The sequence below is a fragment of the Streptomyces sp. NPDC028419 genome (assembly GCF_055565515.1).
Window position 1 is genome coordinate 160,770 of record NZ_JBVHUE010000017.1, and the last position, 26,242, is coordinate 187,011.

Consider the following 26,242-nt stretch of genomic DNA (forward strand, 5'->3'; position numbering starts at 1 on the left):
TCGAGGGTGCTCGCGGCTTCGGCGCGGGTGGCGTCCGCCGCCGCGATCGCCTCGGTCGTGAGCCGCTCGGCCTCGGCCGCGGCCTCGCCCACCGTGCGCTCGTTGGCCGCGCGGGTCTCCTCCGCGAGCCGCTCCGCTTCCGCGGTGGCTTCGCCGATGAGGTGGTCGGCCTGCTCGGCGGCCTCGGTGCGCAGTCGTCCGGCTTCGGTGCGGGCCTCGTCGAGGGTGCTCGCGGCTTCGGCGCGGGTGGCGTCCGCCGCCGCGATCGCCTCGGTCGTGAGCCGCTCGGCCTCGGCCGCGGCCTCGCCCACCGTCAGGGCGTTCGCGGCCAGGGTCTGCTCCGTGTGGGCCTCGGCCCGCTCCGTCGCCTCGGCGACGATCCGGACACCCTCGGCGCGGGAGGCCTCCAGGGCCTCCGCCGCCTCCCCGCGGATGCGGTTGGCGTCCTCACGGGCGTCGGCGCGGGTCCGCGCGGCGTCCCGCTCGGACGCGGCCAGCGCGTCCGTGGCCTCGGTGCGCACCCGCTGCGCGTAGTCGGCGGTGTCCGTGCGCAGCTGCTCGGCCTCGGCGATCGCGTCCCCGACGGTCCGCTCGGCCAGTGCCTTCGCCGCGTCGGTCTCCAGTCGGGCCTCGCTGCGGATCCGGTTCGCGTCCTCGGTGGCCCGCTCCCGCTCCGCGTACGCGTCGCCGCGGACCCGGTCCGCCTCTTCCTGCGCCTCGGTCCTCGTGCGCTCCGCGGCGTGGTCCGCCGCGCTGCGCAGCCCGGCGACCTCCTCCTCGGCCTGCTCGTGCAGGCCGGCGACGGCGTCGCGGACCTGCTGGGCGGTCGCCTCGGCGGCCGAGACCACCTCGGACGCGCGCCGCTCGGCCTCCTCGGTCAGCCAGACCGCCTCGGCGGTCGCCTCCTCCGAGCGCTTGCGGGCCTGCGCCAGCAGTTCCTCGCTCTGCTCGCGGGCCTGCGCCCGCTCGCTCTCCGCCTCGGTACGGGCCGAGGTCAGGGTCTCCTCGGCCTCCCGGCGACGCCGGGCGGCCTCCTCCTGCGCGGCGGCCAGCGCCTCCGCGGCCTCCTCGGCGACCCGCTCGGCCGCCGCCTTGGCCTCGGCGCGCAGGCGGTTCGCGGTCTCCTGCGCCTCGGTGCGCAGCCGCTCGGCCTCGGTCTGCGCCTCGGTGCGCAGCCGGATCCCGATCTGCTCGGCCTCGGCCCGGGTCTGCCCGGCCTCCTCGGCGGCGTCCGTGCGCAGCGCGGCGGCCTCCGCCTCCGCCTGGGCCTGGAGGGTGCGGATCCGCTCCGCCGCCTCGGCGCGCAGCCGGTCGCTCTCCTCGGTGGTCTCCCGGCGGATGCCCTCGGCCGCCGCACGGGCGTCCTTCAGCGTCTGCTCGGCGCCCGCGAGACGGCTCTCGGCCTCCTGCTGGAGGCGCGCCAACTCGGCGTCCGCCTCGGTGCGCCGCGTCGCCAGGGCCCGGTCGGTCTCCTCGCGGCGCGCGGCCACGGCCGCCTCCGCCTCGGCGTGCAGCGCCTCGGCCTGCTCCAGGGCCTCGGCGCGCAGCCGGTCGGCCTCGGCGCGGGTGCGCTCCAGGGTCTCCTCGGCCTGCCGGCGCAGGGTGGTGGCGCGCTCGACGGCCTCGGCGCGCACCCGCTCGCTCTCGGCGGTGGCGCCGCTGCGCAGCTCGTCGGCGTCCGCCTTGGACTTGCCGAGCAGTTCCTCGGCGGTCCGGGCGGCTTCCTCGATCTGCTGGACGGCCTCGCGGCGGGCCTCGCCGCGGATCCGCTCGCCCTCGGCGACGGCCTCGGCGCGCAGCTGCTCGGCCTCGCCGCGCAGCCGCCGGGCGTCCGCCTGGAGCTCGACCGTACGGGCGCGGTACTCCTCGGTGTCGTCCTTCGCCGCGCCCTTGAGCTCGTCGGCGGTGGCCGCCGCCATGGCGCGCAGCCGCTCGGCCTCCGCCTCGGCCTCGCCACGGATCCGTTCCGCCTCCTCGGAGGCGGCCCGGGTGGTCGCGCGGGCGTCCTCGGACGCCTTGTTGAGCACGTCCTCGGCGGCGCGCGCCGCCTTCGCGAGCTGGGCGGCGGTGTCCTCGGCGGCGGCCGTACGGGCCTGGTCGCCGGCTTCGGCGGTGAGCCGCTCGACTTCGCCGCGGGCATCGGCGAGCAGCTGCTCGGCCTCGGCCTTGAGGACCTCGGCCTCCTTGGTGGCCTCGCCGACGAGCCGGGCGACCTGCTCCTTGGCGGTGCGGGTGCGCTGTTCGTTGACGGACTCCACCGACGCCAGCTGGCGGGAGGCGCTCTCCTTGGCGTCGCTCAGCAGCCGCTCCGCCTCGGAGCGGGCCTCGCGCAGCGTGCTGTCGGCGTCCTGGACCCGCTGCTCGGCCACCCGGCCGAGGTCCAGGGTCTGCTGCCGGGTCTGCTCGGCCTCGGCGGAGGTGCTGGTGCGCAGCCGCTCGGCGTGCTCGGTCGCCTCCTGGGCCTGCGCGGAGGCGGCGGTCAGCAGCCGCTCGGCCTCTTTACGGGCCCGCAGCAGGGTGGACTCGGCCTCGGCGCGGGAGGCCTCCGCGTCGGCGGTGAGCCGGCGGCGGGCCTCCTCGGCGAGCCGGGCGGCCTCGGTCCGGGCCGCGTTCAGCGACTGCTCGGCCTCGGCGCGGGACTCCTCCATGAGCCGGCGGGCCTGGGCCTCCGTACGGGCGCGCAGCTGCTCGGCCCAGGCCACGTTCTCGTTGACGTGGGCCTCGACGGTCTGCCGACGCTCGTTCAGTTCCTGGTCCAGGCGCTGGCGCCGGTTGACCGCCTCGCCGTGGAGCTCGGCCTGCAGGCGCGCCTGGTGCTCGGCGTGCTCCTGGAGGATGCGCTGGGTCTGGGCCCGGGCATCGCGCAGTTCGCGCTCGGCGTCCGACCGCATCTGATCGGCCTGGATCTGGGCATTGCGGAGCAGCTGCTCCGCCTGGTAGCCCATGTCCGCACCGTCGTAGGCGGGGCGGGACGCGAGACTGCGGCGCACCTCATGGAGCTTGGCGCGCAGCACCTCGACCTGGTACCCCAGGTCCTCGGCGTGCTGGACGGCCTTCCCGCGTTCCTTCTTCAGCCGCTCCATCTCGGCCTCGAACCGCGAGAGATGGTCGGCCTCGGCCTGATGGCTCTCCTGGCTTTCGTAGCCCCGCACAGCGCGGTCCCATCCGTCCCCTGGTCGCAAGCTCACTCCCAAATGAGCATCGTCCGCCCGCTGAACGACGCCCCCGGGGGAATGGTGTCAGATGGCGGGCCGAGACCCACAGGCCCCGACCCCTCTGCGCACCGAACCCCGGCCGAGCCACCCTCACTCTACCGGCCGGGGAATCGGGCGGTCAGTGCTCAGGGTTGGCGGTGACCAGTTCCGTGAGGACGCCGTGGCAGTCCTTGGGGTGCAGGAAGGTGATCCGGGAGTCCATCGAGCCCCTGCGCGGCTCGTCGTACAGGACGCGGACGCCCTTGCCGCGGATGGCCTCGGAGTCGCCGTCGACGTCCTCGGTGCCGAAGGCGATGTGGTGCACCCCCTCGCCGTTCTTGGCCAGCCACTTGCCGACCGCGGAGTCCTCCCGGGTGGGTTCCAGGAGCTGGATGTAGGAGGCGCCGCCGTCGGAGGTCCCGTTGATCTTCAGCATGGCCTCGCGGACGCCCTGCTCCTCGTTGACCTCGGAGTGGAACACCTCGAACCCGTACGTGGCACGGTAGAACTCGACGGTCTTGTCCAGGTCGAAGCAGGCGATCCCGATGTGGTCGATTCTTGTCAGCATGGGACCAGTGCACTCTGGAGGAGGGCGGTCACGCAACGTGCCGGCGATCACACCTACACCCCGGTGACGGCGCGGGTACCGCTCAGTACATTCGGGTAAACCCTCGTTCACTCCTCTCATCCAAGGGGCTGTGCCTCATGTCCGGAACGAACAACACCACTTCAGTGATCGTCGCCGGGGCCCGCACGCCCATGGGGCGACTGCTCGGTTCGCTGAAGTCCTTCTCGGGTGCCGACCTCGGCGGTTTCGCCATCAAGTCCGCGCTGGACCGGGCCGGGATCACCGGTGACCAGGTGCAGTACGTGATCATGGGTCAGGTGCTCCAGGCGGGCGCCGGCCAGATCCCCGCCCGCCAGGCGGCGGTCAAGGGCGGCATCCCCATGAACGTTCCCGCGCTCACCATCAACAAGGTGTGTCTGTCAGGTCTGGACGCCATCGCGCTCGCCGACCAGCTCATCCGCGCCGGAGAGTTCGACATCGTGGTCGCGGGCGGCCAGGAGTCGATGACCAACGCCCCGCACCTGCTGCCCAAGTCGCGCGAGGGCTACAAGTACGGCGCCATCGAGATGCTCGACGCGATGGCCTACGACGGCCTCACCGACGCCTTCGAGAACATCGCCATGGGCGAGTCCACGGAGAAGCACAACACCCGCCTGGGCATCGAGCGCGCCCCGCAGGACGCCTTCGCGGCCACCTCGCACCAGCGCGCCGCCGCCGCCCAGAAGAACGGCGTCTTCGCCGCCGAGATCACCCCGGTGGAGATCCCGCAGCGCAAGGGCGACCCGGTCGTCTTCGCCGAGGACGAGGGCATCCGCGCCGAGACCACGGTCGAGTCCCTGGGCCGGCTGCGCCCGGCCTTCGCGAAGGACGGCACGATCACCGCCGGTACCTCGTCCCAGATCAGCGACGGCGCGGCCGCCGTGGTCGTGATGAGCCGGGCGAAGGCCGAGGAGCTGGGCCTGGAGTGGATCGCCGAGATCGGCGCCCACGGCAATGTGGCGGGTCCCGACAACTCGCTCCAGTCGCAGCCCTCGAACGCGATCCTGCACGCCCTGAAGAAGGAGGGCCTGGAGGTCGCCGACCTGGACCTGATCGAGATCAACGAGGCTTTCGCGGCCGTCGCGGTCCAGTCAATGAAGGACCTCGGCGTCGACCCGGAAAGGGTGAACGTCAACGGCGGTGCCATCGCCCTGGGCCACCCGATCGGCATGTCCGGCGCCCGCGTGGTGCTCCACCTGGCGCTGGAGCTGCGGCGGCGCGGCGGCGGGGTCGGCGCGGCCGCCCTGTGCGGCGGCGGTGGTCAGGGCGACGCGCTGATCGTGCGCGTGCCGGCTCCCGGTTCCGACTCGAAGGCGTAGGTGCTGATCGCATGACGACGGTGGACGTTCCCTCGCTCGTGGCCCAGGCCCGGGAGGGCAGGCCACGGGCCGTGGCCCGGCTGATCTCGTTGGTCGAGGGGGCGTCCCCGCAGCTGCGCGAGGTGATGGCGGCCCTGGCCCCGCTGACCGGCGGGGCGTACGTGGTGGGTCTCACGGGTTCGCCCGGCGTGGGCAAGTCCACGTCGACCTCGGCGCTCGTATCGGCGTACCGGCGCGCGGGCAAGCGCGTCGGGGTGCTGGCCGTGGACCCCTCCTCGCCGTTCTCCGGCGGGGCGCTCCTCGGCGACCGGGTGCGGATGTCGGACCACGCCTCGGACCCCGGGGTCTACATCCGCTCGATGGCCACCCGCGGGCACCTGGGCGGTCTCGCCTGGTCCGCCCCGCAGGCGATCCGGGTGCTGGACGCGGCGGGCTGCGACGTGGTCCTCGTGGAGACCGTGGGCGTGGGGCAGTCGGAGGTGGAGATCGCCTCGCAGGCGGACACCTCCGTCGTCCTGCTGGCCCCGGGCATGGGCGACGGGATCCAGGCCGCGAAGGCCGGCATCCTGGAGATCGGCGACGTGTACGTCGTGAACAAGGCGGACCGGGACGGGGCCGACGCCACCGCCCGCGAGCTGAACCACATGCTGGGCCTGGGGGAGTCCCGGGGGCCGGACGGCTGGCGGCCGCCCATCATCAAGACGGTGGCGGCCCGCGGGGAGGGCATCGACGAGGTCGTGGAGGCCCTGGAGAAGCACCGGGCGTGGATGGACGAGCGCGGGGTGCTGGCGGAGCGCCGCCGGGCGCGTGCGGCGCGCGAGGTCGAGACGATCGCGATCACCGAGCTGCGGGCCCGGCTGGCCGACCTGCACGGGGACGCCCGCCTGGACGCGCTGGCGGCCCGGGTGGCGGCCGGTGAGCTGGATCCGTACGCCGCCTCCGACACCCTGCTGGCGACGCTGACGGAGGCCTGATCCGGCGTTCTGATGCGCGCTCCGCGGGGTCCGCCTAAACTGGCGACGCCCGGAATGCCCCGACCCAGGGAGTGCGTCATGGCGAAGCGCGGCAACAAGAAGCGAGCCCGTAGGAAGAAGAAGGCGAATCACGGCAAGCGTCCCAACGCCTGACCGGAGCGCCCGACCCGCGTGCGGAGAGCCGCGCCCCCGGAAGCCGGGGGCGCGGCTCTCGTGTCGGCGGCCCTCGTGTCAGTTGCCGTTGCTGCCGCCGTCGCTGTCGCTACCGCCGTCGCTGTTGCCGTCGCTGTCGCTGTCGCGGTCGCCGGAGTCGTGCGACAGGGTGGCCTTGCCCGAGGTGGGGTCGACGTGGACGTTCCGCGTCTGCCCGCCCGAGGTCTTGACCTCGACGTTCCAGTAGCGGGACGTCTTGCCGTTGTCCTGGTCGTCGTCGTCCCAGCTGACCGACCGGACCTGGCCGGGGTGGGCGGCGACGGCGGCCTTCAGGGCCTGGACGGCGGTGACCTTGGCGGCGATCAGGGGTGCGTACTCATTGCCGTTGTCGTCGTCGTTGTCGTCGTCGCCGCGCTGGGTGACCGCGCCGCTGCGGGCGTCGACCTCCAGCTCCGCGTGCTTGCCGCCCTTGCCGATCACGTCGACGTGCCAGACGGAGCCGTCCAGGTCGAGCGACTCGACGACGCCGGGGAACTTCTTCAGCGCCGCGCCGGCGGCCGTCTCGGCCGACACGTCGGCGGGTACGGCGGTCACCGCCGTCGGGGCCCTCGCCGCGTCGCCCGCCGTCGATGCGGCGGCGGCGACGGGGCCGCCGGCGACCAGGACCACGGCCGCGGCGGACGAGACGAACACGTTGCGCTTCATGAGTGACCTTCCTGCCGGAAACGACCCCCTCACCATGCTGGGGGGTGCCGGGAGGATCGGCGCGGCGGGCCCGCGGGCGGGCCGGCCGCGCTCGCTTCAGGCCTTGCCGCGCTGGTCCCGCAGGTGGTCGGCGACCGGTCCCAGCGAGGCCCGCAGGTCCGCCAGGCCCTGCGGGGTCAGCAGGTCGATGAAGTGCTTGCGCACCGACGCCACGTGGTGCGGGGCGACCTTGCGCATGAGCTCCATGCCGGCCTCGGTCAGCACGGCGTACAGGCCGCGCCGGTCGGACTCGCAGTTGACCCGGATCACCAGCCCCGCCGCCTCCATGCGCGTGATCTGGTGCGAGAGGCGGCTCTTGGACTGGAGGGTCGAGGTGGCGAGGTCGCTCATCCGCATCCGCAGCCCCTCGGATTCGGAGAGGTTGACCAGGATCTCGTAGTCGTTGTTGGTGAGCCCGAAGGGCTGGAGATCCTTTTCCAGCTGGTGCATCAGCAGCCTGCTGACGTCCAGGTGCGTGCGCCATACGCACTGCTCGGCGTCGGTGAGCCAACGAGTGGCCGTGTCGGTCTCCATGGTCTCCATGAATGAACTCTACCTAAGAAGTTGAATTACGTACAAAATTGCATGTCAAGCACGGCATCACAGGCCGAAGCGCCGCTGGAGGTCCCCGAGCTGCCCCGGCATCCGCGGCACGCCCAGCTGGGACAGCGGCCCCTGCGCCCCGATCCCGGCCCCCGGCACGCCCGGTTCGCCGGCGCCCGCTCCCACGGCCCCGACCGCCTGCTCCGCCATCAACAGTTCGGTGGACTGGAGCAGCACCGTGCCCGCCCCGATGAACTCGAACTGGTGCTCCTCGCCCGAGGTGCCGCCGATGCCGGTGAGCGAGCGCAGCCCGCCCAGTACTCCGGACATGTACCCGTGGTCGTAGTGGTGACACGGCGAGGGGCAGTCCGCCCAGCCCACCAGTGCCTGCGGATCCACCCGCAGCGGCGGTTCCATGAACACCACCGGTCCGTTGGACGCGGCCACGAACTTCCCGGTTCCGATCAGCGTCAGGAAGCCGGGGACGATCGACTGCTTCAGGGCCAGGGTGGGCTGGTAGGCCAGCAGGTTCCCCGACCGGATCGTCAGGTTCCCGTCCTCCAGGTCGTACGAGTTCACGTCGAAGGCCCGGTCGGCGAGGAGCATCTTGCCCTGCCCCTCGGCCACCACCCAGTCGCTCGCGTGCAGCGGCGAGTGGAAGCTCGTGCGCAGCAGCCGGTCGAACCGGCCGTGGCCGATCCCGTTGAACTCGATGCGCCCGTAGTAGGCGATCATCTTGCCCTTCTGCAGGAACCACTGACTCCCTTTGAGTTCCACGCAGAAGGTGTACGCGTTGACGTTGTCGTCGGACGGCAGGGTGTGCGGGTCGAAGACCGTCGGCCCGCCGGGGCCGCCCGGCACCGGTCCGTAGTTCACAGCTTGTCCTCCGAGGCCTGTACGTACACCGCGCCCTGGCCGGACAGCTCCAGCTGGAACGCCTCGCCCGAACCGCGCCCCACCATGTCACGCCACCCGAGGGCGGTGGAGAGCTTGTTGCGCACCTCGCCGTGGTGGGCGACGTAGGCCTGCGGGTCCACGTGGATCGGGCGCTGCGGGGTGATCGGCAGTTCGATGACCCCGCCGTGCGCCATCACGGCGACCGCGCCGTGCCCCTTGAGGGTCGTGGTGAACAGGCCCTGGCCGGTGACCTGGCCGCGCACCATGCCCATGACCCCGCCCTGCGAGCCCATGAACATCGTGCCCTGCTGGAGGGTGCCGTCGAAGGCGAGCAGTCGGTCGGCCTCTACGTAGAGGGTCTCGCCGGTGAGGTTGATGACCTGGACGTGGTGGCCGCCGTGGCCGAACATCACCGTGCCGCTGCCCTCGACCGTCATCAGCGGGGTCTGCTCGTTCGCCACCCGGCGCCCGATCATGCCCATGACGCCGCCCTGGCCGCCCGTGAGGTTCGGGGTGAAGGAGACCTCGCCGCGGTAGGCGAGCATCGCCCCGCGCTGGCTGTAGAGCTTCTGCCCGGGCACGACCTGGGCCTCGATCATCTTCGAGTTGATCTCGCGGAACGGCATCAGAGGTCGCCCCCGATGGTGTTGCGCTCGCTGGGCTGCACGTAGACCAGGCCCTCGCCCTCGAAGCGGATCTGGAAGGACTCGCCCGAGCCCTCGCCCATCAGGGTGCGGAAGTTCACCCCGGACTGGAAGTGCTGCTGGAGGTTGCCGGTGTGCGCGATGTACGCGCCCGGGTCCACGGAGAGCGGGTACTGACCGCTGACCCGCAGCACCACGGCCGGGCCGTCGGACATGATCGCCGCCTGCCCCGAGCCCTCGACGGTCGTGGTGAACAGGCCGTTGCCCGTCGCCCCGCCGCGCAGCCCGGTGAAGGTGGTGCCGGTGCGCAGGCCGGCGTCGGTGCACAGGAGGTTGCTGGACTCGACGTAGAGCTTCTCGCCCCGGAGATCGACCAGATTGATCTCGCTCGCGCGGTCGGCGAAGAAGCAGGTGCCGTGCCCCTGTACCTCCATCACGGTCATCTGTTCGCCGGTGAGCCGGCGCGTGACCATCCCGCGGAGGCCCTCGCCCCCGCCGGTCATCTTCTTGAAGGCCATCTGGCCGTCGTACGCAACCATGGAGCCGTTCTTCGCTTTGACGGCATCTCCGGTCAGGTCGACGGCGAGCACCTTGCTGCCTTGGAGTCGGAACTGAGCCACGGGAAGACGTTATCGGCAGCGGGGCGGTGCGAACAGAGCCCGCTGGCCGATATCCGTCATAGTCGGACCCGCCGGAAGATCACCGGCGGCTGCTGAGACACTGGTGGCGACCCCCGGCCTCCACCCCGAAGGTTCCCCGTGGACATCAAGACCGCCTCCGCCCTGCACCGGCTGCGCCTCATCTCCGTACCGGAGGCGCTGTCGTTCCCGGCGCTGCTGATCTTCGGCTCGCTGCTCAGCCGGATCTCGGACATCGACTACCTGATGATGCCGCTGGGCATCCTGCACGGGATCCTGTTCGTGATCTACGCGGTCTTCCTGCTCGACGTGTGGCACAAGGCGAAGTGGCCGCTCAAGAAGGTCGCCCTGTTCTTCGTGTTCGCGCTGCTGCCCTTCGGCGGCCTCTTCGGTGACCGGATCCTCAAGCGCGACGAGGCCGACAGCGTGCTGGCCGCGCGGGCCCGCGAGGCGGCCCGCGCATGATCATCGCGTTCTCCGTGACCCCGCTGGGGGTCGGCGAAGAGGTCGGCGAATACGTCGCCGACGCGGTCCGCGTGGTGCGCGAGTCCGGGCTGCCCAACCGCACCGACGCCATGTTCACCACGGTGGAGGGCGAGTGGGACGAGGTGATGGACGTGGTGAAGCGCGCGGTGGCCGCCGTGGAGGCGCGCGCTCCCCGTGTCTCCTTCATCCTCAAGGCCGACATCCGCCCCGGCGTCGACGACGGCATCACCTCGAAGATCGAAACGGTCGAACGCCACCTCGCCGAGGGGTAGGGCGTCTCTTTCGGATCGTGTCGGTCGGCCCGGCACGATCCGAAAGAGACGGCCTAGCGCTCCCGGCGCCCTCACGCGGCGTGGACGTGCACGACCGGGGGATCGAGCGCGGTCACGCTCGCGAACCGATCCTCTAGGGCCTCGGCCTCGGCCGCGGCTTCAGCCATCTGCCGCGTTGCCGCGTGCACGAGGTACGCGCAGACGTCCGGGCCCGCCCGCTCGGCGTGCGGCCTGGTGCGGTCGGCCCGGTCTTCGTCAAGGTTGACGGTGATCCTGGTCTTGGCCCCGAGGGGGCACCGGCCGGGCGGGTCGGGCGACGAGGAAGCGCGGCGGAAGGGCGGGAACGGATGGCGGTGCGGTATCGGTTCGGGGCCGACGATCTGTTGCGGTGTCGGTTCGCCGTCTCGCCGCGATGGGAGACCGTCGAGGCGGTGCGGACCTTGAAGCTGCCCGAGCGGCACGGTTACCACCTGCCCTGGCTGGACGGCATCCGCGGCGCCGCCGCCGGGCTCGACCTGCGGCCCCTGTGGCTGCTCATGCCGCACCGCGGGCACAATCCCGACTTCCTGTGCCCGCCCCCGCTCGGCCCCGACGTCACCTTCGAGGAGGAGCTGGCCCGGGTGCGCGCCGTGGATCCGATCGCCGCGCAGGCGGAGATCCGGCTCTCCCTCGCCTGCACCCCCGGCGCCCTGGAGAGCGAGACCGGCCGGGCGCTGCTCGCCGATCCCGAGCGGGCCGTACGGGACCTGACCGACCTCACCGAGCGGGCCTGGCACGCGCTGGTCGCCCCGCACTGGCCCCGGCTGCGGGCCATCCTGGAGGCCGACGTCCTCTTCCACTCGCGCCGCTTCGCCGCCTCCGGGCTGGCCGGGCTCTTCGAGGGGCTCCACCCCGACCTCACCTGGTCCGACGGGACGCTGACGATCGAGCGGCGCACCCAGCACGACCGCACGCTCGACGGCGAGGGCCTGCTCCTGATGCCGAGCGCCTTCGTCTGGCCGAAGGTGATCGGCATCTACGACCCGCCCTGGCAGCCCACCGTCGTCTATCCGGCCCGCGGGATCGGCGCGCTGTGGTCGCGGGCCGCCGAGGAGACCCCGGCGGCCCTCGCCCGGCTGCTGGGCCGGGCGCGGGCCGACGTCCTGTGCGCGCTGCGCGAACCGGCCTCGACGACCGCGCTCGCCCACCGCCTCGGCCTCGCGCCCTCCTCCGTCTCGGCGCACCTGCAGGCACTGCGCGGCGCGGGCCTGCTGGAGCCGCGCCGCCAGCGCCACCAGGTGTTCTACGAGCGCACCCCGCTCGGGATCGCGCTGGCCACGGGGGTGCCCCCGGCCGAGTCGTGAGCGGCGCCGCCCGCGGTGTCGCGACCGCGCGGCTACTGTCCGTCATGTCACGATGTCCCGGTCCGCAGCCCGTCCCGCCGTCCCGAGGAAGCCGGATGCCAGGCCGCCGCCGCATCACTACCCTGACCCGCCTCGTCAGCTTCGTTCTCCTGTCCCTCTCGGCCACCGCCGCCTGCACCTCCTCCGGGTCGGGCGCCGCGCCCGCGCGGACGCAGGCGGCCGCGCCCGCCGACGCGGCGGCCGGCGGGTCGCCGTACTGGGTGGACCCGCGGAGCGACGCGGCCCGGCAGGTCGAGACCTGGGAGGCGCAGGGCCGCAACAGCGACGCCCAGGTGCTGCGCCGGATCGCGGACCAGCCGATGGCCCTGTGGGGACCGGGCGACGACCCCGGGCCGGAGATCCGCCGGGCCGTGGAAGGGGCCCGCGCGGCGCGGCGGACGGTGGTGCTCGCCGCGTACAACATCCCCTACCGCGACTGCGGCCAGCACTCGGCGGGCGGGGCCCCGAACGCCACCGCCTACCGCAGCTGGATCGGCGCCTTCGCCGACAACATCGGCGACGCGAAGGCGATCGTCGTCCTGGAGCCGGACGCCGTCCCGCACATGGTGGACGGCTGCACCCAGGCCGACCACCACGAGGAGCGCTTCCGGCTGCTGTCCGAGGCCGTCGACCGGTTGAAGCGGAACAAGAACACCAAGGTCTACCTGGACGCGGGCAACCCGGCGTGGATCCCGGACCCCATGAAGCTGGTCGAACCGCTCTTCAAGGCGGGCATCGACCGCGCCGACGGCTTCTCGCTCAATGTGTCCAACTTCCAGCCGGACGCGGCCGGGCGGGCGTACGGCGCGGCCCTCTCCAAGGGCACCAACGGCAAGCACTTCGTCATCGACACCAGTCGTAACGGCGAGGGCCCGCTGCCGGGCGGCCGGGAGCAGGCCTGGTGCAATCCGCCGGGCCGGGCGCTGGGGGTGCGGCCCACCGACCGGACCGGCGATCCCCTGGCCGACGCGTACCTGTGGATCAAGCGACCGGGGGAGTCGGACGGCCCCTGCCGGGGCGGCCCGGCCGCCGGCCGCTGGTGGCCGGACTACGCGCTGGGCCTCGCCCGCCGCGCCAGGGACTGACCCGCCGCGCCCGCGCCCGGGCGGTCACTCGGGCGGCATCCACCCCACGTCCGAGGACGGCGGCGCCGTCTGCGGCGCCTTGACCCGGATCCACTTGGCCGCCGACGGCGTCCCGTCGGCGTCGGCCGCGAAGAGCATGTACCAGCCGGGCGGTACGAGCGTGGGGTCGCCCGGCACCTCCACCGTGACGCCGTCCTTCGTCCGGGTCAGCCCCAGCTCGACGGAGCGCTGCTCGACGTCCGTGGAGTGCGTGACCGCGCTGGGCCGCATCAGCCGGGCCCGCTCGATCCGCTCCGGGTTCGGGCTCGTGAAGCCGGCCCGGCCGCCCGGCTCCACCTCGTCGGGACCCGTGCCGAGTACGGGCCGCCGCGCCGGGTCCCGGTAGAGGTAGGGCGGGGTGTACACCTCCAGCCGGTGCTCGAACTTGCCCAGCTTGGTGTTGTCCTTGTCCGCGAAGAGCGGGTCGGAGCCGAAGGTGGCCACCCGCCCGTCGGGCAGCAGCAGCGCCTCGGAGTGGTAGTTGCGGCCCACCGTGGGGTCGGCCGCCGCCACGAAGGAGTCGCTGCGCGGGTAGTAGAACTGAGCCTTGTGGATGTCGGAGGCGCCCCGGCCGCGGTAGTCGGTGGAGCCCCCGGTGGTGAAGACCGAGTCGTCGGGGAGCAGCACGCTGCTCAGGTACCGGGTGCCCTGCGGCAGCGGGGCGGTGGTGCGGAAGGTGGGGGAGTCCGCCTTGAGGTCGATCACGGCGGTGCGGCGGGTGGAGAGCTTGGACTCGCCGACCCCGCCGCCGCCGAGCACCATCACCTTCTGGTCCTGGGCGGGCGGCAGCAGGACGGAGGAGGAGGTTTCGAGCTGGTCGGTGTCGGCGAGCCCGCCGACCTTCTTGAACTCGTTCGTCGTCGGGTTCCACACGCCCGGCGCGCGGCCCTTGTCCTTGGGCCCGTAGCCCGCGTTGGAGCCGGTGTAGAGCAGGTTGCCGCCCCGGGTGAGGAAGAGGGCGGGGTAGGTGGGGAAGTAGTGGAAGGGGCCCTTGGTCCACTTCTTGGTCTGCGGGTCGTAGATCTCGTTGTCGCCCGGGACCACGTCGCCGACGTCGTTGAGGCCGGAGACCGCGAGCACCCGGCCGTCCTGGAGGCCGACGAGGGTCGGGTACCAGCGGGCGTCCTTCATGGGGTCGACGGGGACGTACCTCTCCGCCAGCGGGTCGAACTCGTACGCCGACTTGATGCCCTGGAAGTCCTGCTTGGCGGTGCTCAGCCGCTCGGCCAGACCGTAGACGTTGTCGGCGTCCTTGCCCCGCAGCCCGAGGACCTCGTACTGCGCCGCCTCGGTGGTCAGCCCCTGGCGGCCCTCCCGCACGGCCTCCACGAAGACCCGCGCCTCGGCGGCGGTCACCTTGGTGCGCCAGGGCCGCATCTGCCCGCCCCGCCCGTAGGTGATCTCGAACTCGCGCGTGGCCTTGGGCACGGTGACGTCGAAGCGGGAGACGTACTCGACCCCGGTCGGCGAGCGGAAGAGCGTCCCCTTCTTCAGGGTGACGGCCTTGTCGGGGCTCTCGTTCTTGACCCGCATGCCGCCGCCGGCCCGGGTCACCTTGCCGTCGAGCACCTCGTAGCGGGCGGTGCCGCCCGCCACCAGCAGCCGCCCGTCGGGCAGCTGGGCGTGGCCGGAGCAGAAGAAGTCCTCGGGGGTCGGGATCTTCTTGAAGGTGTCGTTCGAGGGGTCCCACAGGATGGTGTCGAAGGTGCCCTTGTCGAAGTTGCGCTGGTTGTTGCCGGAGCCCGCGATCAGCAGCACCTTGCCGGTGTGCAGCAGGGCCGCGTGCATGGCGTTGACCTTGTACCGGTCGGGGAGGCCGATCAGGTTCCACGAGCCGTACTGGATCTTGTAGCTGGACTGCCCGATCTTGTACGCGTGGTACGTGTCCCCGGCGAAGGAGAGCGTGGCCGGGGCGTTGAGCGCCACCAGCACGAGGGCCGCGCTCGCACCCAGGGCCGTCTTCTTGAACCGCTTCGAGGGCCGGTAGGCCATGGGTCACTTCCCTCCTGATGTCGCGAGGGCCGGTTCCGGTTCCTCCCCGGTGCGGCGGGCGCGCAGGCGGGTCGCGCTCCAGACGGCGAGGGGGGCCAAGGTGACGCAGAGCGCGAGGACCGCCCAGACGCGCATGGCCACGTGGGTGTGGTCGTAGCGCACCGAGGCGGCCAGGGAGGCGATCAGCACGAGGGCCCAGAAGAGGTGGATCCGGAAGGTCGCCAGCCGGTCCGGGCTGGCGTCGCCGCCCTTGGGGGTGACGACGAAGGAGCCCCGGGTGCGCAGCACCGCGGAGCCGAGGGACTTCAGGTACACGGGCGCGCAGATCGCGGACATCGCCATGCCGGCCAGTCCGCCGGACCCCTCGGGCTCGTGGGGCGAGACGTTGTGGCGGCGGTTCCACAGGTAGAGGCCCACCTGGAGCGCGGCGGCGTCGGTGTACAGCATCAGCCAGACCTCGGAGGAGACCTGGGTGCCGGAGGCGCCGAGCCAGAGGAACAGCACGCAGCTGAGGATGCCGAGGAGCCAGTTCACCGCGGTCATCGGGTAGTACACGAGCATCAGCGTGTAGTTGAGCCAGCGGCCGGGAGGCATCCGGAAGAAGCTCTTCCAGTACTGCCGGAAGAGGGTCTCGTACGTCCCGCGCGACCAGCGCAGCTGCTGGGTGAAGAAGTCGGTCCAGGAGGCCGGGCCCTCGCCGACGGCGAGCACGTCCGGGGTGTAGACGGAGCGCCAGAACCGGCCGGTGGCGGGGTTGCGGCGCAGGTGCAGTTCGAAACCGGTGGCCATGTCCTCGGTGATCGAGTCGTACAGCCCGCCGACCTGGCGCAGGGCGCTGATCCGCACGGCGTTGTTGGTGCCGACGAACATCGGGGCGCCGTAGCGGTTGCCCGCGCGCTGGATCAGCGCGTGGAAGAGGTACTGCTGGGACTCGGCGGCCTTGGTGACGGCGGCGGTGTAGTTCCCGTAGACCTGCGGACCGACGACGAAGGCGGTGTCGGGGTCGCGGAAGTAGCCGAGCATCCGCTCCAGGAAGTCGGGCGTCGGGACGTGGTCGGTGTCGACCGAGGCGAAGAAGTCGTAGTCCTCCCCGTGCCCCGCCAGCCAGGAGTTGTAGTTGCCGTGCTTGGTCCTCGCGCGGTGGGCCCCTTTGCGGGTGTTCCACTCGGGTATGCCCTTGCGGGTGAAGTGCCGGACGCCCAGCTCCGCGCACAGCTCCCGGGCGGCCGGGTCGTCGCCCTCGTCGAGCAGCCAGACGTCGAGCGGTCCGGCGTGGCGGATGCCCACGGCGCCCCGGAGGGTGCTCCGCACCATGGCGAGGGGTTCCTTGCCGGGCACGTACGTCGTCAGGAACGCGACCCGGGTGCCTGGTTCGGCGGGGACCGGGACCGGATCGCGGGCCACCATGGTCGCGTGGGCGATGGACACCACGTTGACCAGCATGAAGAGCATGATCAGCGCGATGGACACGAGCATCACGGTGTCGCAGTGGACCAGCCAGCGGGCGGCGCCCTCGCGGACCGTCCAGTGGCTCGGCCAGACGAGGTAGAGGAAGAGCACGGCGGAGAGCACCGGCGCGAGCGTCATGAGCGCGACGGCGCGTATTCGATGCGGCTCGCGCGACAGGAGGGAGCGGTACTGGACCCGGTAGACACCGGTCGGACCCGCTTCCGGCTCCGTGAGCGGACCGGCGAGACGGCTGTGGGTCTCGTAGTCGAAGCCTTGCGGCCGCACGGTCCCTCCAGTGCTCGATCCAGAATCGATATTCCTACAAAAATGGACAATTCTGGGCGTGTCGAACGGGATGCGGCCGAGCGGGCGATTCTCGGTTCCGACCCTCCCCGCTGAGCCGAACGGGGGACCCGGGCCGCCGGTGGGATCCGGGCAGCCGCGGGTGATTCGGGCGAGCCCGAATCACTGGGGTGGGTGCGAGGGCGGCGGCAGGCTGCGGGGCATGGCTTCCGCACCCCCGGGCTACGGCGCGGCCTTCCGCGTCCGCGAGTTCCGCTCCGTCTTCGCCGCCCACCTCCTCTCCGTCCTCGGCCTCGTCGTCGCGGAGATCTCGCTCACGGTCCTGGTCTTCCGGGCGACCGGCTCCCCGCTCCTGAGCGCCCTCACCTTCGCCCTCGGCTTCCTCCCCTACGCCCTCGGCGGCACGCTCCTCGCCGGGATCGCCGACCGCCGTCCCGCCCGCCGGGTGCTCGTCGTCTGCGACCTCGTCTGCGCGCTGTGCGCCGCCGCGATGGTGCTGCCGGGGACGCCCGTCGCCCTGCTCTTCGTGCTGCGCTGCGCCATGGCCTTCGTCGCGCCGCTCTTCCAGGGCACCCGCGCCGCCTCGCTCGCCGACATCCTCGGCGACGGCGACGCCTTCGTCCTCGGCCGCTCGCTGCTGCGGATGGTGGCCCAGAGCGCCCAGCTCGTCGGCTTCGGCGTCGGCGGGATCCTGCTCATCGCGGTCCCGCCGCGCGGGGCGATCGCGATCACCGCCGCGACCTTCGTCTGCTCCGCGCTGCTGCTGCGGTTCGGGACCCGCGCCCGTCCGGCCCGGGCCGCCGGCGCCGGTCGGACCTCGCCCTTCGCCGCGGTCCGGGCCGTCTTCGGCGACCGCCGGCTGCGCGCGGTCACCCTGATGTTCTGGCTGCCGCCGCTCTTCGTCGTCGTACCGGAGGCGCTGATGGCGCCGTACGTCGAGCACCTCGGCGCCGGCACGGCCGCGCTCGGCCTGCTGATGTGCGCGATGCCCGTCGGCACCATCGCCGGCGAACTCTGGGCGGGCTCCGCGCTCGGCGCCGGCGCCCGCTCCCGGATCGTGGCCCCGCTGGCGACCGTGGGCCTGCTGCCGCTGCTCGGGTACGCCGTCCGCCCGGGGGTGTGGCCGCTGGCGGCCCTCCTGCTGGCCGCCGGCCTGGCGCACGCCTACACCCTCGGCCTCGACCAGTGGTACGTCGACGCGGTCCCCGACGAACTGCGCGGGCGGGCCATGACCCTGCTGAGCACCGGGCTGATGACCCTCCAGGGCGTGGGCATGGCCCTGGCCGGGCTCGCGGCGGAGTTCTGGCCGGTGCACGCCGTGGTGGTGGGGGCCGGGGTGCTCGGCACCGGCTGCGTGCTGTTCCTGCTGGCCGAACTGCGGGCGAGCGCCCCGGCCGGGTCGTCCGGGCCGAAGTGTGAGACGGCCCCCGCCCTCAAATGACCGGCGGGTAGGGTCGGGTGCGTGCCCAAGCCGCTCAGTCTCCCCTTTGACCCCATCGCCCGCGCCGACGAACTCTGGCAGCGGCGCTGGGGGCCGGTGCCCTCGATGGCCGCGATCACCTCGATCATGCGGGCGCACCAGATCCTGCTCGGCGAGGTCGACGCGGTGGTGAAGCCGTACGGACTCACCTTCGCGCGCTACGAGGCGCTCGTCCTGCTGACCTTCTCCAAGGCCGGCGAGCTGACGATGTCGAAGATCGGCGAGCGGCTGATGGTGCACCCGACCTCGGTGACCAACACCGTCGACCGTCTGGTCCGCTCCGGCCTGGTCGCCAAGCGCCCCAACCCGAACGACGGCCGCGGCACGCTCGCCTCGATCACGGACAAGGGGCGCGAGGTCGTGGAGTCGGCGACCCGGGACCTGATGGCGATGGAGTTCGGGCTGAGCGCCTACGACGCGGAGGAGTGCGGCGAGATCTTCGCGCTGCTGCGGCCGCTGCGGGTGGCCGCGGACGACTTCGACGAGAAGTAGGCCGGGCCGCCGAGCCCCCGGACGACGCCCGGGAGGGGCCGCCACCCCCGTCAAGATCGCGCAAAACGGACGGTTACGCTCGTGTTCATGAAACGAAGCGTGCTGACCCGCTACCGGGTGATGGCCTTTGCCACCGCAGTGATGCTGCTGGTGCTGTGCACCTGCATGATTTTCAAGTACGGCTTCGACAAGGGCGCCGACTTGACCTTCGTGGTCTCCCAGGCCCACGGCGTGCTCTTCATGATCTACCTGGTCTTCGCCTTCGACCTCAGCTCCAAGGCCAAGTGGTCCTTCGGCAAGATGCTGTGGGTCATGGTCTCCGGCACGATCCCGCTCGCCGCGTTCTTCGTCGAGCGCACGGTCCGCGCCGAGATCGAGCCCCTGGTGAGCGGCGCCCCCGTGCCCGCGACCGCCAAGGTCTGAGGCCGCCGCTCCGCACTGGAGCGGCGCTGGATTTCCTCCACCCCGGGACGACTTCCCGGGGTGGGGCATCGACATTTACTAGGACGTCCTAGTAAATTCGAAGCATGGACGCTGACGCCATCGAGCAAGGCCGCCTTCGCTGGCAGGCCCGTTACGACAGGGCCCGCATTCGCGAGGCCGACTTCACCACGCTCTCCGGCGACGATGTCGAACCGGTGTACGGCCCCCGGCCCGGAGACACCTACGAAGGTTTCGAGCGCATCGGCTGGCCGGGGGAGTACCCGTACACCCGGGGCCTGCACGCCACCGGCTACCGCGGGCGGACCTGGACCATCCGGCAGTTCGCCGGCTTCGGCAACGCCGAGCAGACCAACGAGCGCTACAAGATGATCCTGGCGGCGGGCGGCGGCGGCCTCTCGGTCGCCTTCGACATGCCGACCCTGATGGGCCGCGACTCCGACGACCCGCGCGCCCTCGGCGAGGTCGGGCACTGCGGCGTCGCCATCGACTCCGCCGCCGACATGGAGGTCCTGTTCAAGGACATCCCGCTCGGCGACGTCACCACCTCGATGACGATCAGCGGGCCCGCCGTGCCGGCCTTCTGCATGTACCTCGTCGCCGCCGAGCGCCAGGGCGTCGACCCCGCCGTCCTCAACGGCACGCTGCAGACGGACATCTTCAAGGAGTACATCGCGCAGAAGGAGTGGCTCTTCGAACCCGAGCCGCACCTGCGCCTCATCGGCGACCTGATGGAGTACTGCGCGAAGGGCATCCCCGCCTACAAGCCGCTCTCCGTCTCCGGCTACCACATCCGCGAGGCCGGGGCGACGGCCGCGCAGGAGCTGGCGTACACCCTCGCGGACGGCTTCGGCTACGTCGAACTCGGGCTCTCGCGCGGCATGGACGTGGACGTCTTCGCGCCCGGCCTGTCCTTCTTCTTCGACGCGCACCTCGACTTCTTCGAGGAGATCGCCAAGTTCCGTGCCGCCCGCCGGATCTGGGCGCGCTGGATGAAGGAGGTCTACGGGGCGAAGTCCGACAAGTCCATGTGGCTGCGGTTCCACACCCAGACGGCCGGGGTCTCCCTCACCGCCCAGCAGCCGTACAACAACGTCGTGCGCACGGCCGTCGAAGCGCTGGCGGCGGTCCTCGGCGGCACCAACTCCCTGCACACCAACGCCCTCGACGAGACCCTCGCGCTGCCGAGCGAGCAGGCCGCCGAGATCGCGCTGCGCACGCAGCAGGTGCTGATGGAGGAGACCGGGGTGGCCAATGTGGCCGACCCGCTCGGCGGTGCCTGGTACGTCGAGCAGCTCACCGACCGGATCGAGGCGGACGCCGAGAAGATCTTCGAGCAGATCAAGGAGCGCGGGCTGCGCGCCCATCCGAACGGGCAGCACCCGATCGGGCCGATCACCTCGGGCATCCTGCGCGGCATCGAGGACGGTTGGTTCACCGGAGAGATCGCCGAGTCGGCCTTCCAGTACCAGCGTTCGCTGGAGAAGGGCGACAAGCGGGTCGTCGGCGTCAACGTGCACCACGGCTCCGTCACCGGCGACCTGGAGATCCTCCGGGTCAGCCACGAGGTCGAGGTGGTCCAGGTCCGCGAACTGGCGGAGCGCAAGGCCCGCCGGGACGACGCGAAGGTGCGGGCCGGTCTGGACGCGATGCTGGCCGCCGCGCGCGACGGCTCGAACATGATCCCGGCCATGCTGGACGCCGTACGGGCCGAGGCCACGCTCGGCGAGATCTGCAACGTGCTCCGGGACGAGTGGGGCACCTACACGGAGCCGCCCGGCTTCTGATCCCGTCCCTCGACGAGATCGCGCCCCGACGGCGGGCCCCCGAAGTGCCGGGGGCCCGCCGTCAGTCCGTACCGGCGGCGCCCGCGCCCAGCAGGCCGTGCATCAGCAGGGCGGTGAAGGTGGCGACCCAGAGCTCGTCCACCGGTTCGGCGCTCACCAGGGCGCGGTGCACCACGGTGCCCGCGATGACGTCGAAGATCAGGTCCGTGCTGCGCCCCGCGAGGTGCGGGTCCGGCTCGTGGGGGAGCTCGCCGCGGGCCTGGGCGCGTTCCCGGCCCAGCACGACGAGACGTTTCTGCCGGTCCACGATCGCCGACCGGATCCGGTCGCGCAGCGCCTCGTCGTGGGTGGACTCGGAGACCACCGCCATGAGCGCCGTACGGGCCTCCGGGCGCCGCAGCAGCTCCGCGAAGCGCAGGACGACGTACTCGATGTCGCCCTGGAGCGAGCCCCGGTCGGGGAGTTCGAGGGAGTCGAAGAGCTCGGCGACGGCGTCCACGACCAGCTCGCTCTTGCCCGCCCAGCGCCGGTAGAGCGTGGTCTTGGCGACCCCGGCCCGGGTCGACACGTCGCCCATGGTCAGCTTGGACCAGCCGAGTTCCACCAGCGCGTCCCGGGTGGCGGCGAGGATCGCGGCGTCCGCGGTGGCGCTGCGGGGGCGGCCGGTGCGGCCGGAACCGGAGACGGGGTTGCGCATGGACGGTGACCATACCCGCCAGTAGTGCAACCGGGACGACCCCGGACGGTGTGGTTCAGATCACGGGGCGCGAGGGCCCGTGGGGAGTTACGCTACGGCTCGTAGCGTAAGAGCGACAACCACGCGAAGCTACGGCGCCAGGTGGGGACCCGGCGCCACAGCAGTTCAGGTGCACGGCAGTTCGGACGGGGTCCGGCCGTGGTGAGCAGTGCAGTTTTACGACGTCTTTCACGAGGTCTTTTCGTCGGCGCGCGCACACGGGGGAGGATGTACGCATGCAGCCCAGAAACATGTCCATGAGCGGCGTCGTCGACCTCGCCGCGGTGAAGGCGGCCGGCGAGGCCAAGGCGAAGGCGGAGCAGGCGCGCGCGGCCGCGGCCCGGCAGGGCGGCGGCTCCGACGCCGGCGTCCCCGGTGCCGTGGCGCCGTCGGCGCTCGTCATCGATGTCGACGAGGCCGGTTTCGAACTCGACGTGCTCGAACTCTCCCACCAGGTACCGGTCGTCATCGACTTCTGGGCCGAGTGGTGCGAGCCGTGCAAGCAGCTCAGCCCGGTGCTGGAACGCCTGATCACCGGGGCCAACGGCCGACTGGTTCTGGCCAAGATTGACGTCGACGCCAACCAGATGCTGATGCAGCAGTTCGGCGTCCAGGGCATTCCCGCCGTGTTCGCGGTCGTCGCCGGTCAGGCGCTGCCGCTGTTCCAGGGCGCGGTGCCCGAGCAGCAGATCCGCGAGACCCTCGGCCAGCTCATCCAGGTCGCCGAGGAGCGCTACGGCCTCACCGGCATCGTGGTGGACCCCTCCGGCGGCGGCGCCGCGGGCGCCGGTGGCGCGGAAGAGGAGCCGGCAGGCCCGTACGACGCGCTGCTCGAAGCGGCCGTCGTCGCGTTGGACGGCGGTGATCTGGGCGGAGCCGTCCAGGCCTACAAGAACGTACTGGCCGACGATCCGGCCAACAGCGAGGCCAAGCTGGGTCTGGCCCAGGCCGAACTCCTCCAGCGGGTGCAGCACATGAACCCGCAGGAAGTGCGCGCCGCGGCGGCCGCCAACCCGACCGATCCGGCGGCGCAGATCGCCGCGGCCGACCTGGACATGGCCGGCGGTCACGTCCAGGACGCCTTCGGGCGCCTGGTGGACGCGGTGCGCGTCACGGCGGGTGACGACCGGGACGCGGTGCGGGTCCGGCTGCTGGAGCTGTTCGAGGTCATCGGCGCGGACGACCCGCGGGTCCCGGCGGCGCGCACGGCGCTGGCGCGGGTGCTCTTCTAGGGCCGCCCCGGGGCCGCTCCCGCGGCCCGCTCGGGTGTCGGTGGACCGCCGACGATTTATTGACACGGAGATAAACAGCGGCCGCGCTTTGCCAAAACTTGGCAATCGCGGCCGCTGTTACTCGTAGTAAGCCGAACCCCGTGAACTGTCCGGTTGGTTCGCTCTTCCGCCCATCTGTCGTGGCCATGGGTGACACCCTGTGTTGCTGCTCGACGGCGACGTGTCGCACGGGGGTTATCCAGCCGTTACCCGCCAGTAACGAACCCCCTTGTGCCCCGGCCGGTAATGGACAACGATCGGCCACGCTCGGTCCATCCCGCAGCGCCGGTCACCCGGAACCGCGAGGATGGGTCCCCACCGAGCGGCCGGTGGCAGTGACACCGGCCGTGGGACAGGGGGGTCGCCACCGTCCGGTGGTGCCTGTCCTCATCAGGTTGCGCGAACGCGTGGCCCAGTGGTTGTCGCTCGGGGGTGATCGCCGGTGTTCCTGACGCGGCACAGCCGTGACTCGGCCGCCTGCGCTCCTTCCCGAGGACGTAGCACTTCTCCCATCCCAGGACGGGCAGGGCCCGGACCGGAGATGTACGTCCGATGAGGAGGAACAACATGAATTCCCAGGTTCGTGGTGGGACCAGATGGAAGCGCTTCGCTCTCGTCATGGTGCCGAGCATCGCGGCCACCGCCGCGGTGGGTGTGGGTCTGGCGCAGGGCGCTCTCGCGGCGTCCTTCAGCGTCTCGGGCCAGGACTTCAAGGTGTCGGCCGACGAGCTCGTCGGTGACAACCTGATCCAGTACGGCAGCGTGGCCAAGGGCAAGACCATCGGCGACCCCAACAAGGACGCCTACCACCCGGTCACCATCTCCGGGTTCAGTCACGCCGAGATCACCAACATGTGCCAGTCGCTGGTCACCCCGGTGCCCGGCCTCGGCAACATCACCCTGCAGCTGCGGACGGGCAACAAGGGCCGTCCCGCCGTCGCGGAGAACCTCTACCTCGATGTCGCCGAGCTGGACGCGGACGCCAAGTTCGAGCAGCTCGACATCGGTGTCGCGGTGGGCGACCCGAGCCACACCACCAAGCCGGTGGCGGGCACCGTGGCGGACAACGGTCTCTTCTCGCAGCGCGCGAAGAAGGCCACGCTGAGCAACGTGCGGCAGAAGGCATGGGCGACGACGGCGGGCACCTTCACGCTGCCGGACCTCAAGCTGCGTCTGCTCAGCGGCGACCAGCCGTGCTACCAGGACGCCAAGTAGTCCGTCCGGTCGCTTGAACCGGCCGGGTGGGCGCGGTGGCGGATCCGCCGCCCCGTCCGCCCGTCCGGGCGCTCCACGTAGTTCTCCGTACGACCGTTTTCAGGGAGCTGTTGTCCATGTACCCCGAGGCCCCCGTAACCCCGGCAGATGATCACTGGCTCACGGCGCTCCGGTACCGGTTCCGCGCCTGGCGCGGGGCCCGGCCGTTCTGGGCGGGATTCTTCACGCTGCTCGGCGGCATCCCGATCGCGTACTTCCCGTACGCGGACGTCCGGTTGGGCAACATCACGATCGCCATGGCGACGACGGCCGGCGCGGGCTCACTGATCATCGGTGTCCTGCTGGTCACGCTCGGCCTGGCCCTCTGGTTCCAGCAGAGCATCAGGATCTTCGCCGGTGTCGCCACGATCCTGCTCGGACTGGTGTCCCTGCCGGTGTCCAACATCGGTGGCTTCATGCTCGGCTTCCTGGCGGCACTGATCGGCGGCTGCCTCGCCCTGGCATGGGCACCCGGCAGGCCCGTCGAGCCCGAGGTCGACCTGCCCGCTCCCCGTGAGGCGGAAACGGACCACGCTTCCCAGACGACTGCCCACGCCGATGGCGGGAGGAACAGTGCGGGGTGACGAAACGCAAAGGGGCCAGTCCCCGGGCGAAGAGTCCCGTGAGAGAAGGGGCCCGCGCCACGCGGCGCCCAGGAAGTCGCTGCTGACCAAGCTCCAGATACCCGTCGGCAAGACGATGGCGCTGGCGGCGATGCCGACCGCGGTCTTCGTCGGGATGGGCATGGCGCCGAAGATGGCGCTGGCCGACGACAAGGAGATCCCGTTCGCGCCCGGACCGTGCGTCACGCGGTCCGACGAGCCCACGGAATCGCCCTCCCCGTCGGCATCGACCTCCAAGAGCCCCTCCCCGAGTACGTCGCCCAGCGCGACCCCCTCGGCGGGCGTCCCGGTGGTCCCGGCTCCCTCGGCCTCCGCGTCGGCGGCCAAGCCCGCGGCCAAGCAGGGTGGTAGCGCGTCGCAACCGGCGAAGCCGGGGGCCGCCTCCGCCTCGCCGTCCGCGAGCGCCTCCCCGTCGGCGACCAAGACCCCGAACCCGCTGGACCCGCTGGGTCTGGGCGACACGGTCAAGGACTTCTTCGACGAGCTCGGCAAGCCCCTCAAGGGTGCCAAGGGCGCGGCCACGCCGGCGCCCGCCACCACCCCGAGCGCGAAGCCGAAGCCCGACCCGGCCGCGGACTCGATCCGGGAGGCGGCGAAGAACGCCGGCGTCTCGGTCTCGGAGCTGTCGCAGGACGTCAAGGACACCGCGAAGACGGCGAAGGACGAGACGGGCGCGTCGGACGACGAGAAGGATGCCAAGGACGCCAAGGACAAGGACGCGAAGGACAAGGACAAGGACGGCAAGGCCGACGACGGCAAGACGGTCGACGGCAAGACGCCCTTCCCCTGCCCGACCCTGGACGCCCAGGCCCTGGCCAACGCCAAGCTGGAGCAGAGCGCGCCGGTCCTGCCCGACGAGCCCTGGTACCTCGACAGCTCGCTGCTGACCCTCTACGGCCTGGACTACGCGGGCATCGTCGAGGTGAAGACGGCGAACGGCACCACCAAGAAGGTCCTGAAGTTCACGGCGGACTCGCTCGACATCAAGGACCTCTACCAGACGGTCGGCAAGAGCGGGAACGTCGCGCACCTCAAGTCCCGTCCGGGCTCCACGTCCACGATCCGCGGCGGCACGGTGACGATGTACACCGAGAGCCTGAAGGGGAACCTGTTCGGGCTCATCCCGATCGAGTTCACCCCGAACACCCCGCCGCCGCTGAACGTCCCCTTCGCGTTCTTCACGAACGTCAAGGTCGTCCAGGCGGGCCAGTTCGGCGGCAACCTGACCGTTCCGGGTCTGCACAACTACATGGGCCCGCCGGAGTAGGAACCGTGACGCACCGAGGGCGGCACCCCGATCGATCGGGGTGCCGCCCTCGCGTTGCGTGCGGTGGAGGCGCGGCGCGGGCGCCACGCACGTCGACGCCACCTCGCGCATCCAGACCGTGACGGACGACAGCAATCCCCGGCTGGCCGAGCTGCTGCGCGCATTCACCG

General features: G+C 71.8%; 27 protein-coding genes. 16 read left to right on the forward strand and 11 right to left on the reverse strand.

Translation table 11 applies throughout. The features are described from left to right. Together scy and mce are read right to left on the reverse strand one after the other, a co-directional pair. On the reverse strand, positions 1-3,152 hold a 3,152-nt coding region (gene scy, locus ACZ4UB_RS21210; RefSeq protein WP_468072165.1), incomplete at its 3' end, for a polarized growth protein Scy. Between the two features lie 181 nt (positions 3,153-3,333). Next, positions 3,334-3,762: a methylmalonyl-CoA epimerase gene (gene mce, locus ACZ4UB_RS21215; RefSeq protein ID WP_354379916.1), complete on the reverse strand. Its 429-nt coding sequence runs from the start codon at positions 3,760-3,762 to the stop codon at positions 3,334-3,336. Between the two features lie 137 nt (positions 3,763-3,899). Between mce and ACZ4UB_RS21220 the strand changes: the two genes are divergently transcribed. From ACZ4UB_RS21220 to ACZ4UB_RS21230, 3 genes are all read left to right on the forward strand, one after another. Beyond that, a complete protein-coding gene (locus ACZ4UB_RS21220; protein WP_354379917.1) occupies positions 3,900-5,120 on the forward strand; it encodes an acetyl-CoA C-acetyltransferase in 1,221 nt (406 codons plus the stop codon). Between the two features lie 11 nt (positions 5,121-5,131). After that, complete coding sequence (gene meaB, locus ACZ4UB_RS21225; protein WP_354379918.1) at positions 5,132-6,094, forward strand: methylmalonyl Co-A mutase-associated GTPase MeaB; 963 nt, start codon at positions 5,132-5,134, stop codon at positions 6,092-6,094. Between the two features lie 78 nt (positions 6,095-6,172). Further along, on the forward strand, positions 6,173-6,247 hold the full coding sequence (locus ACZ4UB_RS21230; protein WP_107089157.1) for a 50S ribosomal protein bL37: 75 nt from the start codon (positions 6,173-6,175) through the stop codon (positions 6,245-6,247). Between the two features lie 78 nt (positions 6,248-6,325). Here the strand turns inward: ACZ4UB_RS21230 and ACZ4UB_RS21235 are convergent, their stop codons facing one another. The 5 genes from ACZ4UB_RS21235 to ACZ4UB_RS21255 form a co-directional block, all read right to left on the reverse strand. Continuing rightward, complete coding sequence (locus tag ACZ4UB_RS21235; protein WP_468072168.1) at positions 6,326-6,952, reverse strand: PepSY domain-containing protein; 627 nt, start codon at positions 6,950-6,952, stop codon at positions 6,326-6,328. A gap of 96 nt (positions 6,953-7,048) precedes the next feature. Beyond that, the gene (locus tag ACZ4UB_RS21240; RefSeq protein ID WP_468072203.1) at positions 7,049-7,525 is read right to left on the reverse strand and encodes a MarR family winged helix-turn-helix transcriptional regulator; all 477 of its coding nucleotides are present in this window, start codon (positions 7,523-7,525) and stop codon (positions 7,049-7,051) included. 66 nt (positions 7,526-7,591) lie between these two features. Continuing rightward, positions 7,592-8,395, reverse strand: coding sequence for an AIM24 family protein (locus ACZ4UB_RS21245; protein ID WP_468072205.1), 804 nt, complete (start codon positions 8,393-8,395; stop codon positions 7,592-7,594). Between the two features lie 11 nt (positions 8,396-8,406). After that, complete coding sequence (locus ACZ4UB_RS21250; protein ID WP_354379920.1) at positions 8,407-9,057, reverse strand: AIM24 family protein; 651 nt, start codon at positions 9,055-9,057, stop codon at positions 8,407-8,409. Next, complete coding sequence (locus tag ACZ4UB_RS21255) at positions 9,057-9,695, reverse strand: AIM24 family protein (protein WP_330332690.1); 639 nt, start codon at positions 9,693-9,695, stop codon at positions 9,057-9,059. The genes ACZ4UB_RS21250 and ACZ4UB_RS21255 overlap by 1 nt, the downstream gene beginning before the upstream one ends. Positions 9,696-9,833: 138 nt before the next feature. On the opposite strand from ACZ4UB_RS21255, the gene ACZ4UB_RS21260 reads away from it, so the two are divergent. Continuing rightward, positions 9,834-10,178: a DUF3817 domain-containing protein gene (locus ACZ4UB_RS21260; RefSeq protein ID WP_354379921.1), complete on the forward strand. Its 345-nt coding sequence runs from the start codon at positions 9,834-9,836 to the stop codon at positions 10,176-10,178. Next, positions 10,175-10,471 carry an MTH1187 family thiamine-binding protein gene (locus tag ACZ4UB_RS21265; RefSeq protein WP_354379922.1) on the forward strand — a complete coding sequence of 99 codons (297 nt, stop codon included), beginning with the start codon at positions 10,175-10,177 and terminating at the stop codon, positions 10,469-10,471. The genes ACZ4UB_RS21260 and ACZ4UB_RS21265 overlap by 4 nt, the downstream gene beginning before the upstream one ends. 71 nt (positions 10,472-10,542) lie before the next feature. On the opposite strand, the gene ACZ4UB_RS21270 is transcribed toward ACZ4UB_RS21265, so the two are convergent. Further along, positions 10,543-10,932, reverse strand: coding sequence for a hypothetical protein (locus ACZ4UB_RS21270; RefSeq protein ID WP_468072209.1), 390 nt, complete (start codon positions 10,930-10,932; stop codon positions 10,543-10,545). On the opposite strand from ACZ4UB_RS21270, the gene ACZ4UB_RS21275 reads away from it, so the two are divergent. Continuing rightward, positions 10,819-11,814 (forward strand): ArsR/SmtB family transcription factor, encoded by a 996-nt coding sequence (locus tag ACZ4UB_RS21275; RefSeq protein WP_468072170.1) that lies wholly within the window; start codon positions 10,819-10,821, stop codon positions 11,812-11,814. The genes ACZ4UB_RS21270 and ACZ4UB_RS21275 overlap by 114 nt on opposite strands. Positions 11,815-11,909: 95 nt before the next feature. Next, positions 11,910-12,938: a glycoside hydrolase family 6 protein gene (locus ACZ4UB_RS21280; protein WP_468072172.1), complete on the forward strand. Its 1,029-nt coding sequence runs from the start codon at positions 11,910-11,912 to the stop codon at positions 12,936-12,938. Positions 12,939-12,962: 24 nt separating this feature from the next. On the opposite strand, the gene glxA is transcribed toward ACZ4UB_RS21280, so the two are convergent. Further along, positions 12,963-14,969: a radical copper oxidase GlxA gene (gene glxA / locus ACZ4UB_RS21285; RefSeq protein ID WP_468072174.1), complete on the reverse strand. Its 2,007-nt coding sequence runs from the start codon at positions 14,967-14,969 to the stop codon at positions 12,963-12,965. Positions 14,970-14,972: 3 nt separating this feature from the next. Next, positions 14,973-16,703, reverse strand: a complete 1,731-nt coding sequence (locus ACZ4UB_RS21290; protein WP_468072176.1) for a glycosyltransferase family 2 protein — start codon at positions 16,701-16,703, stop codon at positions 14,973-14,975. 220 nt (positions 16,704-16,923) lie between these two features. Between ACZ4UB_RS21290 and ACZ4UB_RS21295 the strand changes: the two genes are divergently transcribed. The 4 genes from ACZ4UB_RS21295 (at position 16,924) to ACZ4UB_RS21310 (ending at position 20,921) form a co-directional block, all read left to right on the forward strand. After that, the gene (locus tag ACZ4UB_RS21295; protein ID WP_468072178.1) at positions 16,924-18,162 is read left to right on the forward strand and encodes an MFS transporter; all 1,239 of its coding nucleotides are present in this window, start codon (positions 16,924-16,926) and stop codon (positions 18,160-18,162) included. Positions 18,163-18,183: 21 nt separating this feature from the next. After that, positions 18,184-18,693, forward strand: coding sequence for a MarR family winged helix-turn-helix transcriptional regulator (locus ACZ4UB_RS21300; protein ID WP_468072180.1), 510 nt, complete (start codon positions 18,184-18,186; stop codon positions 18,691-18,693). A gap of 87 nt (positions 18,694-18,780) precedes the next feature. Then, the gene (locus tag ACZ4UB_RS21305) at positions 18,781-19,116 is read left to right on the forward strand and encodes a DUF3817 domain-containing protein (protein WP_468072183.1); all 336 of its coding nucleotides are present in this window, start codon (positions 18,781-18,783) and stop codon (positions 19,114-19,116) included. 104 nt (positions 19,117-19,220) lie between these two features. Beyond that, on the forward strand, positions 19,221-20,921 hold the full coding sequence (locus ACZ4UB_RS21310) for an acyl-CoA mutase large subunit family protein (RefSeq protein ID WP_468072185.1): 1,701 nt from the start codon (positions 19,221-19,223) through the stop codon (positions 20,919-20,921). Positions 20,922-20,982: 61 nt separating this feature from the next. On the opposite strand, the gene ACZ4UB_RS21315 is transcribed toward ACZ4UB_RS21310, so the two are convergent. Beyond that, a complete protein-coding gene (locus tag ACZ4UB_RS21315) occupies positions 20,983-21,618 on the reverse strand; it encodes a TetR/AcrR family transcriptional regulator (protein ID WP_468072187.1) in 636 nt (211 codons plus the stop codon). A gap of 275 nt (positions 21,619-21,893) precedes the next feature. Here ACZ4UB_RS21315 and ACZ4UB_RS21320 point away from each other — a divergent pair, with 275 nt between their 5' ends. The 5 genes from ACZ4UB_RS21320 to ACZ4UB_RS21340 form a co-directional block, all read left to right on the forward strand. Beyond that, the gene (locus ACZ4UB_RS21320) at positions 21,894-22,889 is read left to right on the forward strand and encodes a tetratricopeptide repeat protein (protein ID WP_468072189.1); all 996 of its coding nucleotides are present in this window, start codon (positions 21,894-21,896) and stop codon (positions 22,887-22,889) included. A 606-nt stretch (positions 22,890-23,495) separates the two neighbouring features. Continuing rightward, complete coding sequence (locus tag ACZ4UB_RS21325; RefSeq protein ID WP_468072191.1) at positions 23,496-24,143, forward strand: DUF6230 family protein; 648 nt, start codon at positions 23,496-23,498, stop codon at positions 24,141-24,143. Positions 24,144-24,259: 116 nt separating this feature from the next. After that, on the forward strand, positions 24,260-24,766 hold the full coding sequence (locus ACZ4UB_RS21330) for a DUF6114 domain-containing protein (protein ID WP_468072193.1): 507 nt from the start codon (positions 24,260-24,262) through the stop codon (positions 24,764-24,766). Next, positions 24,756-26,072 (forward strand): hypothetical protein, encoded by a 1,317-nt coding sequence (locus ACZ4UB_RS21335; protein ID WP_468072195.1) that lies wholly within the window; start codon positions 24,756-24,758, stop codon positions 26,070-26,072. The genes ACZ4UB_RS21330 and ACZ4UB_RS21335 overlap by 11 nt, the downstream gene beginning before the upstream one ends. Positions 26,073-26,130: 58 nt before the next feature. Next, the coding region (locus ACZ4UB_RS21340; protein WP_468072207.1) for a carbamoyltransferase C-terminal domain-containing protein at positions 26,131-26,242 on the forward strand (112 nt) is incomplete at its 3' end.

Excerpts from the sequence above, each read along its gene's own strand:
- mce (WP_354379916.1), bottom strand. The coding sequence starts at position 3,762 with ATGCTGACAAGAATCGACCACATCGGGATCGCCTGCTTCGACCTGGAC.
- ACZ4UB_RS21220 (WP_354379917.1), top strand. The coding sequence starts at position 3,900 with ATGTCCGGAACGAACAACACCACTTCAGTGATCGTCGCCGGGGCCCGC.
- meaB (WP_354379918.1), top strand. The coding sequence starts at position 5,132 with ATGACGACGGTGGACGTTCCCTCGCTCGTGGCCCAGGCCCGGGAGGGC.
- ACZ4UB_RS21235 (WP_468072168.1), bottom strand. The coding sequence starts at position 6,952 with ATGAAGCGCAACGTGTTCGTCTCGTCCGCCGCGGCCGTGGTCCTGGTC.
- ACZ4UB_RS21240 (WP_468072203.1), bottom strand. The coding sequence starts at position 7,525 with ATGGAGACCGACACGGCCACTCGTTGGCTCACCGACGCCGAGCAGTGC.
- ACZ4UB_RS21250 (WP_354379920.1), bottom strand. The coding sequence starts at position 9,057 with ATGCCGTTCCGCGAGATCAACTCGAAGATGATCGAGGCCCAGGTCGTG.
- ACZ4UB_RS21265 (WP_354379922.1), top strand. The coding sequence starts at position 10,175 with ATGATCATCGCGTTCTCCGTGACCCCGCTGGGGGTCGGCGAAGAGGTC.
- ACZ4UB_RS21275 (WP_468072170.1), top strand. The coding sequence starts at position 10,819 with ATGGCGGTGCGGTATCGGTTCGGGGCCGACGATCTGTTGCGGTGTCGG.
- ACZ4UB_RS21280 (WP_468072172.1), top strand. The coding sequence starts at position 11,910 with ATGCCAGGCCGCCGCCGCATCACTACCCTGACCCGCCTCGTCAGCTTC.
- glxA (WP_468072174.1), bottom strand. The coding sequence starts at position 14,969 with ATGGCCTACCGGCCCTCGAAGCGGTTCAAGAAGACGGCCCTGGGTGCG.
- ACZ4UB_RS21295 (WP_468072178.1), top strand. The coding sequence starts at position 16,924 with ATGGCTTCCGCACCCCCGGGCTACGGCGCGGCCTTCCGCGTCCGCGAG.
- ACZ4UB_RS21305 (WP_468072183.1), top strand. The coding sequence starts at position 18,781 with ATGAAACGAAGCGTGCTGACCCGCTACCGGGTGATGGCCTTTGCCACC.
- ACZ4UB_RS21310 (WP_468072185.1), top strand. The coding sequence starts at position 19,221 with ATGGACGCTGACGCCATCGAGCAAGGCCGCCTTCGCTGGCAGGCCCGT.
- ACZ4UB_RS21315 (WP_468072187.1), bottom strand. The coding sequence starts at position 21,618 with ATGCGCAACCCCGTCTCCGGTTCCGGCCGCACCGGCCGCCCCCGCAGC.
- ACZ4UB_RS21320 (WP_468072189.1), top strand. The coding sequence starts at position 21,894 with ATGCAGCCCAGAAACATGTCCATGAGCGGCGTCGTCGACCTCGCCGCG.
- ACZ4UB_RS21325 (WP_468072191.1), top strand. The coding sequence starts at position 23,496 with ATGAATTCCCAGGTTCGTGGTGGGACCAGATGGAAGCGCTTCGCTCTC.
- ACZ4UB_RS21330 (WP_468072193.1), top strand. The coding sequence starts at position 24,260 with ATGTACCCCGAGGCCCCCGTAACCCCGGCAGATGATCACTGGCTCACG.